General features: G+C 69.0%; 11 protein-coding genes. 10 read left to right on the top strand and 1 reads right to left on the bottom strand.

Translation table 11 applies throughout. The annotated features are described in order from the left end of the window. The first annotated feature begins 36 nt into the window (after positions 1-36). The 3 genes from IO20_RS0111705 to acnA all read left to right on the top strand — a co-directional run bounded on the left by IO20_RS0111705 (position 37) and on the right by acnA (position 4,985). Positions 37-978, top strand: a complete 942-nt coding sequence (locus IO20_RS0111705) for a helix-turn-helix domain-containing protein (RefSeq protein WP_031127155.1) — start codon at positions 37-39, stop codon at positions 976-978. A 39-nt stretch (positions 979-1,017) separates the two neighbouring features. Beyond that, positions 1,018-1,977, top strand: coding sequence for a threonine/serine dehydratase family protein (locus IO20_RS0111700; protein WP_030549415.1), 960 nt, complete (start codon positions 1,018-1,020; stop codon positions 1,975-1,977). Between the two features lie 290 nt (positions 1,978-2,267). Further along, the gene (gene acnA / locus IO20_RS0111695) at positions 2,268-4,985 is read left to right on the top strand and encodes an aconitate hydratase AcnA (RefSeq protein WP_030549416.1); all 2,718 of its coding nucleotides are present in this window, start codon (positions 2,268-2,270) and stop codon (positions 4,983-4,985) included. A 95-nt stretch (positions 4,986-5,080) separates the two neighbouring features. Here the strand turns inward: acnA and IO20_RS0111690 are convergent, their stop codons facing one another. Further along, positions 5,081-6,010 carry an FG-GAP repeat domain-containing protein gene (locus IO20_RS0111690; protein ID WP_030549417.1) on the bottom strand — a complete coding sequence of 310 codons (930 nt, stop codon included), beginning with the start codon at positions 6,008-6,010 and terminating at the stop codon, positions 5,081-5,083. A 530-nt stretch (positions 6,011-6,540) separates the two neighbouring features. Here IO20_RS0111690 and ngcE point away from each other — a divergent pair. From ngcE to IO20_RS0111655, 7 genes are all read left to right on the top strand, one after another. Continuing rightward, the gene (gene ngcE / locus IO20_RS0111685) at positions 6,541-7,986 is read left to right on the top strand and encodes an N-acetylglucosamine/diacetylchitobiose ABC transporter substrate-binding protein (protein WP_030549419.1); all 1,446 of its coding nucleotides are present in this window, start codon (positions 6,541-6,543) and stop codon (positions 7,984-7,986) included. Between the two features lie 101 nt (positions 7,987-8,087). Beyond that, the gene (locus tag IO20_RS0111680) at positions 8,088-9,017 is read left to right on the top strand and encodes a carbohydrate ABC transporter permease (protein WP_030549423.1); all 930 of its coding nucleotides are present in this window, start codon (positions 8,088-8,090) and stop codon (positions 9,015-9,017) included. Next, entirely contained in the window at positions 9,017-9,955 is a 939-nt protein-coding gene (locus tag IO20_RS0111675; RefSeq protein WP_030549424.1) for a carbohydrate ABC transporter permease, read from the top strand. The genes IO20_RS0111680 and IO20_RS0111675 overlap by 1 nt, the downstream gene beginning before the upstream one ends. Before the next feature lie 160 nt (positions 9,956-10,115). Then, the gene (locus IO20_RS0111670; protein WP_030549426.1) at positions 10,116-11,336 is read left to right on the top strand and encodes an ROK family transcriptional regulator; all 1,221 of its coding nucleotides are present in this window, start codon (positions 10,116-10,118) and stop codon (positions 11,334-11,336) included. A gap of 122 nt (positions 11,337-11,458) precedes the next feature. Further along, positions 11,459-12,523, top strand: coding sequence for a sugar ABC transporter substrate-binding protein (locus IO20_RS0111665; protein WP_030549427.1), 1,065 nt, complete (start codon positions 11,459-11,461; stop codon positions 12,521-12,523). A 321-nt stretch (positions 12,524-12,844) separates the two neighbouring features. Next, positions 12,845-13,624, top strand: a complete 780-nt coding sequence (locus IO20_RS0111660; protein WP_030549428.1) for an ATP-binding cassette domain-containing protein — start codon at positions 12,845-12,847, stop codon at positions 13,622-13,624. Beyond that, positions 13,621-14,922, top strand: a complete 1,302-nt coding sequence (locus tag IO20_RS0111655; RefSeq protein WP_030146841.1) for a sugar ABC transporter permease — start codon at positions 13,621-13,623, stop codon at positions 14,920-14,922. Before IO20_RS0111660 ends, IO20_RS0111655 begins: the two co-directional genes overlap by 4 nt. The last annotated feature ends 194 nt before the right edge of the window (positions 14,923-15,116 follow it).

Raw genomic sequence — 15,116 nt, 5'->3', positions numbered from 1 at the left:
AGTGTCCGGAACGACATGCCCCGTACAATTACGGACATGGAATCCGTCGCACTGGCCGTCACCGACGGCATGCTGCACTTCGAACTCTCCGTGGCCTACGAGGTGTTCGGCGACACCGCGTACGACCTCACCGTCTGCGGTCCCGGCCCGGTGCGGTTCGGCAGGTTCGCCCTGGAGCCCGACGCGGGGCTCGACCGGCTCGCGCACGCCGACACGGTGATCGTCCCCGGATGGGCCGACGTCGACGTGGCCCCGCCCGCCGAACTGATCGACGCGGTGCGCGCCGCTCACGAGGCGGGCGCCCGGGTGGCCTCGCTGTGCACGGGCGCGTTCGTGCTGGCGGCCGCGGGGCTGCTCGACGGCCGGCGGGCGACCACGCACTGGGCGCACACCGACGACCTGGCGGCCCGTCACCCGCTGGTGGAGGTCGACCCGGACGTGCTCTACGTCGACAACGGCAGCGTGCTCACGTCCGCGGGCAAGGCCGCCGCGATGGACCTGTGCCTGCACCTCGTCCGCCTCGACCACGGCTCGGCGTACGCCAACACCATCGCCCGCCGCCTGGTCGTGCCCCCGCACCGGTCCGGCGGGCAGGCCCAGTTCGTCACCGCCCCCGTACCGGCCCAGGACGACCACCCGCTCGCCGACCTGTTCCCCTGGGCGATCGAGCGGCTCGACCAGGCGCTGACCGTGGAGGACCTGGCCCGGCGCGCGAACATGAGCTCGCGCCACCTCGGCCGCCACTTCCGGACGGTGACCGGGTCGACCCCGCTGCAGTGGCTCCTGATCCAGCGGATCCGGCGCGCCCAGGAACTCCTGGAGTCCAGCGGCGACAGCCTCGACACCATCGCCGCGGCCACCGGCATGGGAACGGCCACGACCCTGCGCCGTCACTTCAACCGCACCCTCGGCGTGCCCCCGGACACCTACCGCCGCACCTTCCGCCGCTCGACCGCGCGCCACCCGGCACCGGCATAGGATGATCGAACTGCTGAGCGAGCGACGGAGGCGAACGTGCTGATCACTGTCGAGGACGTGGAAGCCGCGGCCGAGCGGATCACCGGACATGTCATACGGACTCCGACGGTGCCGAGCCCCGGGCTCTCCGCGCTCCTGGGCGCGCCCGTCACCACGAAACTGGAGCTGCTGCAGCGCACCGGCTCCTTCAAGGCCCGCGGCGCGACGGCGAAACTGCTCGCGCTCGACGACGCCGAACGCGCCGCCGGGGTCGTGGCGGTCAGCGGTGGCAACCACGGCATCGCGGTCGCGGTCATGGCCGGCGCGCTGGGCATCAGGGCGACCGTCGTGATGCCGCGCTCCGCGCCCGGCCGCGCGGTGGAGATCGCCGAGGCCGCCGGGGCGAGCGTCGTCCTCGCCGACGGCATGGACGCCGCTTTCGCCCTCGTGGACGAACTCCGCCTCAAGGGGCTGACCCTGGTCCACCCCTTCGACGACCCCGTCGTCATCGCCGCCCAGGGCACGGTCGGCCTGGAGTTCGCCGAGGACGCGGGCGAGCTCACCGACGTCCTCGTCAGCATCGGCGGCGGAGGCCTGATCGCGGGCGTCGCCACCGCGCTCCGCGCCCGCCGTCCCGGGGTACGGATCTGGGGCGTGGAGACGGAGGGCGCGCATGCCATGTCGGCCGCCCTCGCCTCCGGCGGGCCCGTGCCGGTCGAGCTGTCCTCGATCGTCTCGACGCTGAGCGCCCCCAGCGCCTCGCCGCTCACCTACGAGCACGTCGGCGCGCTCGTGACCGATGTCCTCACGGTGACCGACGCGGAGGCGGTGCGGGGCACCCTCGACCTGGCCGAGCACGCGAAGGTCTGGGCCGAACCGGCCGCGGGCTGCCTGCTGCCCGCGGCGCGCCGGGTGCTGGAGCGGGTCGGCGCGGACGCCAGGCTCGGCCTGGTGGTGTGCGGCGGCAACGCGACGACCGCCGACGTGGCCGCCTGGGCGAAGGGCTTCGGGCTGCGCTGACCGCCCGGGGTGCTTCCCCGGTCGGCTTCGGCTCGAAAGGCGTGCGACGGCGCGTGAACGCACCGGAAGGCATGCGAAGGCATGCCGGGCATGACCGAGCGGCGGGGATGCACTAGAGTTATCTCGACATCGAGATAACTGCTTACGGCGCACCGTGGCCGCCCACCCGGTAAGGGTTACCTAACCAAGCCTTACCTTAGCGGATCGGCGGGGAGTCGGGCGGCACCACGCGGCGGCAGCCGCATATTGTCGCTGCGCGGTATACGCGCACACTGATGAAGGAGACTGTCGTGTCGGCGAACAGCTTCGACGCCCGCAGCACGCTGCGCGTGGGCGACGAGTCGTACGAGATCTTCAAGCTGGACAAGGTCGAGGGCTCCGCGCGCCTCCCTTACAGCCTGAAGGTCCTCCTGGAGAACCTGCTCCGCACCGAGGACGGCGCGAACATCACCGCCGACCACATCCGGGCCCTCGGTGGCTGGGACTCGCAGGCCCAGCCGAGCCAGGAGATCCAGTTCACGCCGGCCCGCGTGATCATGCAGGACTTCACCGGCGTTCCCTGTGTCGTCGACCTCGCCACCATGCGCGAGGCCGTCAAGGAGCTCGGCGGCGACCCGGCGAAGGTCAACCCGCTCTCCCCGGCCGAGCTGGTCATCGACCACTCGGTCATCGCCGACAAGTTCGGCACCGCGGACGCCTTCGGCCAGAACGTCGAGCTGGAGTACGGCCGCAACAAGGAGCGCTACCAGTTCCTGCGCTGGGGCCAGACCGCGTTCGACGACTTCAAGGTCGTCCCGCCGGGCACCGGCATCGTCCACCAGGTGAACATCGAGCACCTGGCGCGTACGGTCATGGTCCGCAACGGCCAGGCGTACCCCGACACCCTCGTCGGCACCGACTCCCACACCACCATGGTCAACGGCCTCGGTGTGCTCGGCTGGGGCGTCGGCGGCATCGAGGCCGAGGCCGCGATGCTCGGCCAGCCGGTCTCCATGCTCATCCCGCGCGTCGTGGGCTTCAAGCTGACCGGCGAGCTCCCGGCCGGCACCACCGCCACCGACCTGGTCCTCACGATCACCGAGATGCTGCGCAAGCACGGCGTCGTCGGCAAGTTCGTCGAGTTCTACGGTGAGGGCGTCGCCGCGACCTCCCTCGCGAACCGCGCCACCATCGGCAACATGTCGCCGGAGTTCGGCTCCACCGCCGCGATCTTCCCGATCGACGGCGAGACGCTGAAGTACCTCAAGCTCACCGGCCGCTCCGAGCAGCAGGTCGCGCTCGTCGAGGCGTACGCCAAGGAGCAGGGCCTCTGGCTCGACCCGGCCGCCGAGCCCGACTTCTCCGAGAAGCTGGAGCTCGACCTCTCCACGGTCGTCCCCTCCATCGCCGGCCCGAAGCGCCCGCAGGACCGCATCGTCCTCGCGAACGCCGCCCAGCAGTTCGCGCTCGACGTCCGCAACTACGTCGACGACGTCGACGAGGCGGGCAAGGAGTCCTTCCCGGCCTCCGACGCCCCGGCCAACACGCCGAACGGCGCCCCGTCGAAGCCGGTCCTCGTGACCGCCCCCGACGGCTCGACCTACGAGATCGACCACGGTGCGGTGACGGTCGCGGCCATCACCTCCTGCACCAACACCTCGAACCCGTACGTCATGGTCGCCGCCGCGCTCGTCGCGAAGAAGGCCGTGGAGAAGGGTCTGACCCGCAAGCCGTGGGTCAAGACCACCCTCGCCCCGGGCTCGAAGGTCGTCACCGACTACTTCGACAAGGCGGGTCTCACCCCGTACCTCGACAAGGTCGGCTTCAACCTCGTCGGCTACGGCTGCACCACCTGCATCGGCAACTCCGGCCCGCTGCCGGAGGAGGTCTCCAAGGCCGTCAACGAGCACGACCTGGCCGTGACCTCGGTGCTCTCGGGCAACCGCAACTTCGAGGGTCGCATCAACCCCGACGTCAAGATGAACTACCTGGCCTCGCCGCCGCTGGTCGTCGCGTACGCCCTCGCCGGCTCCATGAAGGTGGACATCACCAAGGACGCCCTCGGCGTCGACCAGGACGGCAAGCCCGTCTACCTGGCCGACATCTGGCCGACGGAGGCCGAGGTCAACGACGTCGTCGCCAACGCCATCGGCGAGGACATGTTCAACAAGTCCTACCAGGACGTCTTCGCGGGCGACGCCCAGTGGCAGGCGCTGCCGATCCCGACCGGCAACACCTTCGAGTGGGACACCGAGTCCACCTACGTCCGCAAGCCCCCGTACTTCGAGGGCATGACGATGGAGACCACCCCGGTCACCGACATCGTCGGCGCCCGCGTCCTGGCCAAGCTGGGCGACTCGGTCACCACCGACCACATCTCCCCGGCCGGCGCCATCAAGGCCGACACCCCGGCCGGCAAGTACCTCACCGAGCACGGTGTGGAGCGTCGTGACTTCAACTCCTACGGCTCGCGCCGAGGCAACCACGAGGTCATGATCCGCGGCACCTTCGCCAACATCCGCCTGCGCAACCAGATCGCGCCGGGCACCGAGGGCGGCTTCACCCGCGACTTCACCGTCGACGGCGCGCCGGTGTCGTTCATCTACGACGCCTCCCGCAACTACATCGAGCAGGGCATCCCGCTCGCGATCCTGGCGGGCAAGGAGTACGGCTCCGGCTCGTCCCGCGACTGGGCCGCCAAGGGCACCGCGCTGCTCGGCGTCAAGGCCGTCATCGCCGAGTCGTACGAGCGCATCCACCGCTCGAACCTCATCGGCATGGGCGTCCTGCCGCTCCAGTTCCCGGAGGGCCAGTCGGCCGCGACCCTGGGCCTGACCGGCGAGGAGACCTTCTCCTTCACCGGCGTCGAGGAGCTCAACAACGGCACGACCCCGCGGACGGTCAAGGTCACCACCGACACCGGTGTCGAGTTCGACGCGGTCGTCCGCATCGACACCCCCGGTGAGGCGGACTACTACCGCAACGGCGGCATCATGCAGTACGTGCTCCGCAACCTGATCCGCGGCTGACGCCACCGGATCCGGTAACGGCAAGGGCCCCGCTCCTCGGAAGAGGAGCGGGGCCCTTTCGTTCGTCACACGACCGTCCGGGGACGGGGCGTGGATCAGAACATGAGGCGGTAGGTGTTCCAGCCGCTGGTGCCGATCACGGCGCGCGGCTTGAAGGGCGCGGCGGCGACGCCGGTGCCCGAGTAGCGGTAGAGCTTGCCCGACGTGTCACGGGCGAGCAGGTCGCTGCGGCCGTCCCAGTCGAGGTCGCCGATGCCGAGGAGGGTGTTGTAGATGCCCCAGCCGCCACCGATCTTGGTGCGGCCGGTGAACGGGGCCTTGTAGTCGCCCGTGCCCTTGTACAGCCACAGGACGCCCGAGCCGTCGCGCGCGACGATGTCGGCCTTGCCGTCACCGCTCAGGTCGCCGACGCCGGCGATCTGGTTGTACGCGTTCCAGCCACCGCCGACCTTGTAGCGGCTGGTGACCTTGCCGTTGCCGTAGCCGAGGTAGATCCACAGGACGCCGGCCGAGTCGCGGGCGATGAGGTCCGCACCCGTGCCGCCGCCGAGCTGACCGGGCGAGATCACCTTGTTGTAGATGTTCCAGCCGGTGCCGACGGTGGTGAACTCGGAGGTCTCCGACTCGCCCGCGGCGTACGCCATGGTTCCGTCGGTGTACCAGATCCAGACGTCGTCGGCGATGCCGTCGACGTCGTTGTCCGCCTGCTGCGCGTTCTTGACGCTGCCCCAGGTGTTCGTGGCGTAGTTGCGCGCCTCGAAGCCGCCGGAGCCGTTCGGCTCGTACCAGTACAGCGTGGAGCTGGACACGCCGTTGAGGAAGCGGAGCTCGCCGTCGACCGAGGCGGCCGTGGTGCCCGCGTCGGCGGTGACCGATGCGGTGGCGGAGGGCTTCGCGGCGCGCGGGGCGACCGGCGCCTCGGCCGCCACGGCGGCGGTGGTGGTGCCCACGAGGGCGGCCGTTATCGCGGCGACCGTGACACGGGACAGGACGCCCGTGCGGTTCAGGCCAGAAGAGTTGGCCACGTAGTACTCCAGATTCGAGAGGAAAACAGTCAGACCCCGCGTCGGTCCGTCCGTGAGGACGGAGACGGCGGGACCCCCATGATCCCGGATCGTCCTTACGGAATCTTCACCGGACAGCGGGTTTGTGACACAACTGTTTCGATCCCGGCCTTATGTACCTTTTGCTCCTCGCTTGCTCGGGGTGGCGGCCGCAGGGCGGCGCGCCATCACCCCGGTACGGGCACCCCTGAGGCGCTGTCAAGGGTGTTACGCAGCCAATGGTTGGACGAAACGCCGCAGATCCAGCGTGCTTATCCCGGAGGTCTCAACTCGGGAAAGATGGCAGCCAAAACCTGCTTTCGATCTTGCTCCCACGAAGGGAAGTGGACTATACCTGTCGGCGTCCAGCCAGTCGTATCCATCACACGACGGCCCGACGCCTGCACGACCCGGCTGCAAATGACCGCGGTGGCGGGGCCCTTCGCCTGTGGCGAGTGAGTACGGGCGACCGGTACACCGCCTGAGTCCTGAATGAAGGCGAGGACTTGAGCATGGGATCCACCTCCGCACACGACAATGAGGGCCTTGGCCGTCGCGATCTGATCAAGCGTTCTGCCGCTATCGGTCTGATCTCCGTACCGACGATGGGCTTCCTCTCCGCCTGTGCGAGCAGTGACAGCGGCGGCAACGGAACGGTCGAGAAGGGCACGAAGTCCGAAAAGAACCCCCTCGCGGTGAACGAGTCGGCACCGCTCGATTTCGTCCTCTTCGACGGTGGATTCGGACAGCAGTACGCCAAGGACGCGGTCAAGATCTACGAGACCAATTTCCCCAAGGCGAAGGTCAAGTTCACCCCCACCCAGAAGATCACCACCACGCTCCAGCCGCGCTTCAACGGCGGCAACCCGCCGGACCTCATCGACAACTCCGGCGCCGAGCAGATGGACATGGGCGTCCTCGTCGGCCAGAAGCAGCTGGCGGACCTCACCCCGCTCCTCGACGCGCCCTCCATCGACGACCCGAGCAAGAAGGTCCGCGACACCCTGCGGCCCGGCATCGTCGAGATGGGCCAGTTCGACGGCGACCCGGTGTGGATCATGTACTACGCCTACACGATCTACGGCGTCTGGTACTCGCAGAAGCTGCTCGACTCGCTCGACGCGAAGTACCCCGAGACGTGGGACGAGATGCTGGCCGTCTGTGAGAAGGCCAAGAAGAAGGGCATCGCGGGCTGGACGTACGCCGGCAAGCACCCGTACTACGTCCCCTTCTCGCTCTACCCGATGATCGGCAAGGTCGGCGGCCGCGAGGTCCTGGACGCCATCGACAACCTCGAGCCCAAGGCGTGGGAGCACCCCGCGGTCAAGGCCTGCTTCGAGGCGTACTACGAGCTGGTCAGGAAGGGCTACATCCTCAAGGGCACGCCCGGCCTGGACCACATCCAGTCGCAGACCGCCTGGACCGAGGGCAAGGCGCTGTTCATCCCGAACGGCTCCTGGGTCGAGAACGAGGCCGCGAAGACCATGCCGGCCGACTTCGACCTGGCCGTCTCGGCCCCGACCGGCATCGACTCCTCGGACAAGATGCCGTTCGGCACCATCTGGGCCTCCGGCGGCGAGCCCTTCATCGTCCCGGCGAAGGCGACGAACCCCGCGGGCGGCATGGAGCAGCTGCGCATCATGCTCAGCGAGGCGTCCTCCAAGAACTTCACCCAGTCGGTGAAGTCCCTGACGGCCCTCAACGGCGGCACGGACGGCATCGACCTGACCCCGGGCCTCAAGTCCGGTGTCGCGGCTCTGGAGAAGGCCGGCCAGAACGTGGTCAACCCGCGCCTCCAGGACTGGTACGTCGCCCTCCAGAAGGAGAAGATCGGTGTCGCCGGCATCGGCGAGATGATGGCCGGCCGCGCGACCCCGGCCGAGACGATCAAGAAGATCCAGAAGTACGCCGACGAGGCGGCCAAGGACTCCTCGATCAAGCACTACAAGCACCAGTGAGCAGTGCCGGGGCCCCTTCCCGCCGACCGGGAGCGGGCCCCGGGCCCTTCGCGCGCCACAGCAGCGGCGCGCCTCCGCGGGAAGATCGGGGTCGGTAGGAAATGCAACACGGCAAGTACCGTTTCATCGTGGGGTTCCTGGCGGCCCCCCTCGCGCTCTACGCGCTGTTCGTCATCTGGCCGTTCATCCAGTCCATCTATTACTCGTTCACGGACTGGACGGGACTGAGCCCCGAATTCGGAATGGTCGGATTCGACAACTACAGCAGGATGCTGGACGACGAGATCTTCTGGAAGTCGCTCCAGCACAGCCTGACCTTCGCGGTGGTGCTGCCGCTGGTGACCGTCGGACTCGCGCTGTTCTTCGCTTTCATGCTGAACGTCGGCGGTCGGCGCCGTAGGGGCGCGGCCATCGCCGGTGTGCGCGGTTCGTCCTTCTACAAGATCGTCTATTTCTTCCCGCAGGTGCTGTCGATCGCGATCGTGGCGCTGCTCTTCCAGTTCGCGTACAACCCGAACAGCGGAGCCATCAATTCCGTTTTGAAGGGTGTCGGTCTCGGCAGCGTCCAGCCGGACTGGCTCGGCGATCCGGACCTCGCCCTCATCTGCGTGATGGTCGTCCTCGTCTGGTCCACCGTCGGATTCTTCGTCGTCCTCTTCTCGGCCGGCATGGCGTCCATTCCGCGGGACTTCTACGAGGCCGCCCTGCTCGACGGCGCGAACCGCTTCACCACCTTCTTCAAGATCACCCTGCCGCTGCTCTGGGACACCGTGCAGTCGGGCTGGATCTACATGGGCATCCTCGCGCTCGGCGCGGAGTCCTTCGCCGTCGTCCAGATCATGACCGTCGGCCCCAGTGGCGGAGGGCCCGACTACTCGACCATCGTCCTCCCCCTGTACGTGTACCAGAAGGCGTTCCGGGACGGTCAGGCCGCCTACGCCACGACCATCGGCGTCGCGCTCCTCCTCCTCACGCTGGCCTTCGCGGCCGTCGTGATGAAGGTCGGCCGGCGCGAGCGGCTGGAGTTCTGATGAAGACGACCGACACTGTCCCCACCGGCGTCGAGAACCCCGGCTCCCCGGGCGGCCCCGGTGCCGGGGTCACCAAGACGGCGCCGCCCGTGCCCCGGAGGACCGCCAAGGCCGAGGGCGCGACCCTCAACGTCTTCTCGCACGGCGTCCTGATCATCTGGGCGATCATGGTCGTGACGCCGCTGCTCTGGGCGGTCATGACCTCGTTCAAGACCGACCGGGCGATCTTCACCTCGCCGTGGGCGCTGCCCGACAAGCTGCACTTCGAGAACTGGTCGCGCGCCTGGACCGAAGCGCACATGAGCGACTACTTCCTGAACACCATCCTGGTGGTCGGCGGATCGCTCTTCGGGACCCTGCTCCTCGGCTCGATGGCGGCCTACGTCCTGGCCCGCTTCGACTTCCCGGGCAGCCGCTTCATCTACTTCCTCTTCATCGGCGGGATGAGCTTCCCGATCATCCTGGCGCTCGTGCCGCTGTTCTACGTGATGCAGAACATGGCCCTGCTCAACACGCTGCACGGCCTGATCCTCGTCTACATCGCGTACTCGCTGCCGTTCACCGTCTTCTTCCTCACCGCCTTCTTCCGCACCCTGCCGTCCTCGGTGGCGGAAGCGGCCTTCGTGGACGGCGCCTCGCACACCCGGACCTTCTTCCAGGTCATGCTGCCGATGGCCAAGCCCGGCCTCATCAGCGTCGGCATCTTCAACTTCCTCGGCCAGTGGAACCAGTACCTGCTGCCGACCGTGCTCAATACCGAGCCGGAGGGGAAGGTGCTCTCGCAGGGCCTCGTCCAGCTCGCCGTCAGCCAGGGCTACAAGGGCGACTGGTCCGGGCTCTTCGCCGGACTCGTCATGGCGATGCTCCCGGTCCTCGCCGCGTACATCATCTTCCAGCGGCAGGTGGTGGCCGGTCTGACCGCCGGCGCCGTGAAGTAGCCGCGACCCCCTCCGGAGGGCCCCCGACGCACCTCGCGTCGGGGGCCCTCCGTGTCGTGTGACGCGCACCCGCCGCCACTCAAGGTCTTGACGGGAGACGAGCCGAAAGCGTCCCCTTAGGGTTCACATGTTGGAGAAAACGGTGGGAGTGAGTGAGTCGATGGAGACTCCGGGGTCGCAGACGTCTCTGCACAGGGCCAATCTCGAACGGGTCGTCCGGGCGGTACGCATGGCCGGCTCGCTCACCCAGGCGGAGATCGCCCGGGCGACGGGCCTGTCCGCCGCCACGGTCTCCAACATCGTGAGAGAGCTGAAGGACGGCGGCACCGTCGACGTCACGCCCACCTCCGCCGGGGGCCGCAGGGCCCGCAGCGTCTCGCTCTCCGGCGACGCCGGCATCGTGATCGGCGTCGACTTCGGCCACACCCACCTCAGGGTCGCCGTGGGCAACCTCGCCCACCAGGTGCTCGCGGAGGAGGCCGAGCCGCTGGACGTGGACGCCTCCGCCGCCGAGGGCTTCGACCGGGCGGAACAGCTGGTAAAACGCCTGATCCGGGCCACCGGGATCGGCCAGGACAAGGTGATCGGCGTCGGGCTCGGCGTGCCGGGCCCCATCGACGTCTCCTCCGGGACCCTCGGATCGACCTCGATCCTGCCGGGCTGGAGCGGGATCAACCCCGCGGAGGAGCTCTCCGGCCGCCTCGGCGTCCCCGTGCACGTCGACAACGACGCCAACCTCGGCGCGCTCGGCGAGCTGGTCTGGGGCAGCGGGCGGGGCGTCAAGGACCTGGCGTACATCAAGGTGGCCAGCGGCGTCGGCGCCGGCCTCGTCATCGACGGGCGGGTCTACCGGGGGCCCGGCGGCACCGCGGGCGAGATCGGGCACATCACGCTCGACGAGTCGGGCCCGGTCTGCCGCTGCGGCAACCGGGGCTGCCTGGAGACCTTCACCGCCGCCCGGTACGTGCTGCCGCTGCTCCAGCCCAGCCACGGCCCGGATCTGACGATGGAGCGGGTGGTCCAGCTGGCCCGGGAGGGCGACCCCGGCTGCCGCCGGGTCATCGCCGACGTCGGTCGGCACATCGGCAGCGGCATCGCCAACCTCTGCAACCTCCTGAACCCCAGCCGGGTGGTGCTCGGCGGCGACCTCGCGGAGGCCGGTGAGCTGGTCCTGGCGCCCATCAGGGACTCCGTCTCGCGGTACGCGATCCCCAGTGCCGCCCGGCAGCTCTCGCTGACCCAGGGGGCCCTGGGCGGACGGGCGGAGGTGCTCGGCGCGCTCGCCCTCGCGCTGAACGAAATGGGTGATTCAACGCTTTTCCAGGGCTTTGAGAGTGCGCTGCCCGCAGCCGCTCCGGCGTCACGGCTTGCGTTCACTTAGATAACGAACACCACCGTTGTCATCTCGTTAAGAATTTACTTCTTGACGTCAACGTTTCGGCCGAGTTGACTTCGTGCAACCTCGGCCGCAACGTCGCGGCCTCGTCAGGGAGGCAACCCCACATGAACGCAGTGACGCGTCGTGCCGTCATAGCCACGGCCGCGGTCTCGATGGCCCTCTCGCTCGCCGCCTGCGGCCAGGCCGGCGGCGACGACAGCGCAGACAAGGGCAGCTCGACCAAGATCGGTCTGCTCCTTCCGGAGAACAAGACCTCGCGCTACGAGGCCCTGGACAAGCCCCAGTTCGAGAAGGCCGTCAAGGCCGCCTGCGGCGACTGCGAGGTCGTCTACAACAACGCGGTCTCCGACGTCGTCAAGCAGAAGCAGCAGTTCGACCAGCTGATCGCCGACGGCGTCAAGGTCATCGCGCTCGACCCGGTCGACGCCACCAAGGCCGAGGGCTGGATCGGCGAGGCCAAGGCCAAGGGCGTCAAGGTCGTCGCGTACGACCGTGCCGTCAAGGGTGCCGACGCCTACGTCAGCCACGACAACAACAAGGTCGGCGAGCTCCAGGGCCAGGCGCTCCTCGCCGCCCTCGGTGACAAGGCCGCCACCGCCAACGTCGTGATGATCAACGGCGACGAGAAGGACCCGAACGCCGGTCTCTTCAAGAAGGGCGCCCACACCGCGCTCGACGGCAAGGTCGGCAAGATCGCCTACGAGGCCTCCGGCGAGTGGGACCCGAAGATCGCCGGCGAGAAGATGTCCGCCGCGATCTCCTCGGTCGGCAAGGACAAGATCGGCGCGGTCTACTCCGCCAACGACGGCATGGCCGGCGGCGTGATCACCTCCCTCGAGAACGCCGGCATCAAGGGCATCCCGGTCGGCGGCCAGGACGCCGAGGTCGCGGGCATCCAGCGGATCATCGCCGGTACGCAGACCTTCACCATCTACAAGTCCCCGCTCCAGCTGGCCCCCGAGGCCGCCAAGTTCGCGGTGAACCTGCTCCAGGGCAAGGAGCTCGGCGCCCAGGGCAACACCGACGGCGTGCCGTCCACGCTGTTCGCCCCGGTCGTGGTCGACAAGACCAACATCCAGACCACGGTCATCAAGGACGGCATCTACAAGGCCGCCGACCTCTGCACCGCGGACCTCGCCGCCAAGTGCACCGAGCTGGGCGTCAAGTAACCCCTGCCCCACCCCCGCCGGGCTCCCTCAGGGGGCCCGGCCCACGGATCCCGCAGCCGACCGCGTACGCGGACGGTCGGCCCCCTCGGACGGGGCCGCCCCAGGGCCGCCGCCACGGCCCGCGTACAGAGGGTGAAGACCCCCGGTAACAACGGTCGGCGAACGACGACCGGATCCGTCCCCCCGCCCGTCCGGCCCCCGGCCGACCCAGACCCCGCTGTCGGTCCGGGGGCCGGACGAGCTCACCCCCCCCTCGAACTTTGGCGCTGCACCGGCGGCGCGACATGCCGCCGCCCGCGGGCGGCGAAGGAGTTGGTTCACGTGTCCCAGACGCCCGTGCTGGCGTTGCGCGGGATCTTCAAGCGGTTCGGAGCGGTTCAGGTCCTCTCCGGTGTCGATCTCGAAGTCCACGCAGGAGAGGTCGTCGCGCTCGTCGGCGACAACGGAGCGGGTAAGTCCACGCTCGTCAAGACGATCGCCGGTGTGCACCCCATCGACGAGGGCGTCATCGAGTGGGAGGGCGAGCAGGTCGAGATCAACCGCCCGCAGGACTCCCAGAGCCTCGGTGTCGCGACCGTCTACCAGGACCTCGCGCTCTGCGACAACCTCGACGTCGTCGCCAACCTGTTCCTCGGCCGCGAGATCAAGAAGGGCAGCGTCCTCGACGAGGTCGCCATGGAGAAGCGGGCCAAGGACCTCCTCTCCACGCTCTCCATCCGCATCCCCAGCGTCCGCATCCCCGTCGCCGCCCTCTCCGGCGGCCAGCGGCAGGTCGTCGCCATCGCGCGCGCCCTGGTCGGCAACCCCAAGATCGTGATCCTGGACGAGCCCACCGCTGCCCTCGGCGTCGAGCAGACCGCGCAGGTCCTCGACCTGGTCGAGCGGCTGCGCGAGCAGGGCCTCGGCGTCATCCTCATCAGCCACAACATGGCCGACGTGAAGGCCGTCGCCGACACCGTCGCGGTGCTGCGCCTCGGCCGCAACAACGGCACCTTCCCGGTCGCCACCACCACGCACGAAGAGATCATCGCCGCGATCACCGGAGCCACGGACAACGCCGTGACCCGCCGCCAGGCCCGCAACGCGGAGGTAGCGAAGTGAGCAACACCCCTTCCACCGCGAGCGACCAGGCCGCCGTGCCCGACCCGCGTACGAGCGAGGAAGCGCCGGCCGCCGCCGCGATCCCCGCCGTCGACCCCCGCCTCCTCGTGCGCGAGCAGGGCTTCAAGGGCTACGTCGACGAGTTCAAGCGCAAGATCCGCTCCGGCGAGATCGGCTCGCTGCCCGTCGTCGTCGGCCTCGTCGTCATCGGCATCGTCTTCCAGGCCCTGACCGGCAACTTCATCACCTCGTACAACCTCGACCAGATCACGCTGTACGCGGTCGGCCCCGGCATCATGGCCGTCGGCATCGTCTTCGTCCTGCTGCTCGGCGAGATCGACCTCGCCGTCGGCTCCGTGGCGGGTCTGGGCGGCTCGGTCTGGGGCGTCCTCGCCACCGACATGCCGGACTCCCTCGCCATCCTCCTCGGCATCCTGTCCGGCACCCTGCTCGGCGCCTTCCACGGCCTGGTCTTCGCCAAGATCGGCGTCCCCGCCTTCGTCGTCACCCTCGCGGGCTTCCTCGGCTGGGCCGGTCTGCAGACCTGGGTGATGGGCGAGCGGTCCACCATCCCCACCCCGATCGGCAGCTTCGTCGGCGACCTCACCAAGTACTACTTCTCCGACGTCGCCGCCGCCTACGGCCTCGCCGTGGCCGTCGTCGCCGCCTTCTACCTCGCCCAGCTGCGCGACGCCCGCCGCCGCAAGGCCGCCGAGCTGCCGCACCGCCCGCAGAGCGAGATCATCCTGCGCACCGCCGTCCTCGCGGTCCTGGTCCTCGTCGCCGCGTACGGCTTCAACCAGGAGCAGGGCCTGCCCCTCTCCCTGGTGATCTTCCTGGTGATCCTGCTCGTCACCGACTTCGTGCTGCGCCGCACCACCTACGGCCGTCAGGTCTTCGCGGTCGGCGGCGGCATCGAGGCCGCCCGCCGCGCGGGCATCAACGTCTCGTGGATCCGGATCTCGGTGTTCATGATCTCCGGCACCATGGGCGCGATCGGCGGCCTGTTCCTCGCCTCCGCGACCGGCGGCGCCGACCGCTCCCTCGGTGGCGGCAACCAGCTGATGATGTGCATCGCGGCGGCGGTCATCGGCGGTACGTCCCTGTTCGGCGGCCGCGGCAAGGTCTGGTCGGCGCTCCTCGGCATCCTGGTCATCCAGTCGATCGTCCAGGGCCTGAACCAGATGAACCTGTCCTCGAACGCCATCCAGTACATGATCACCGGAGCCGTGCTGCTCATCGCGGTGATCATCGACTCGGTCTCCCGCAAGACGCAGAAGACGGCCGGACGCGCCTAGCGTGCTCCACGCGCGCGCGTAACGCCCGCCACACCGCCCGGCGCCGTGAAACCGGCGCCGGGCACTGCTGCGTCCGGACCAGTGTCCGGGCCGTACAGAGCCGTACAGATCAGCGGGATGTAGGCCGTGCGGGTGACGCCTCATCCACCGGCCCGATGCCCACGATCCAAGACGGAACATTAGACTCGACAAAT

The sequence above is a fragment of the Streptomyces exfoliatus genome, assembly GCF_000725545.1.
GTDB lineage: Bacteria > Actinomycetota > Actinomycetes > Streptomycetales > Streptomycetaceae > Streptomyces > Streptomyces exfoliatus.
Note: the sequence above shows the minus strand (reverse complement) of the source record. Positions and strands in the feature narration are given on the sequence as shown.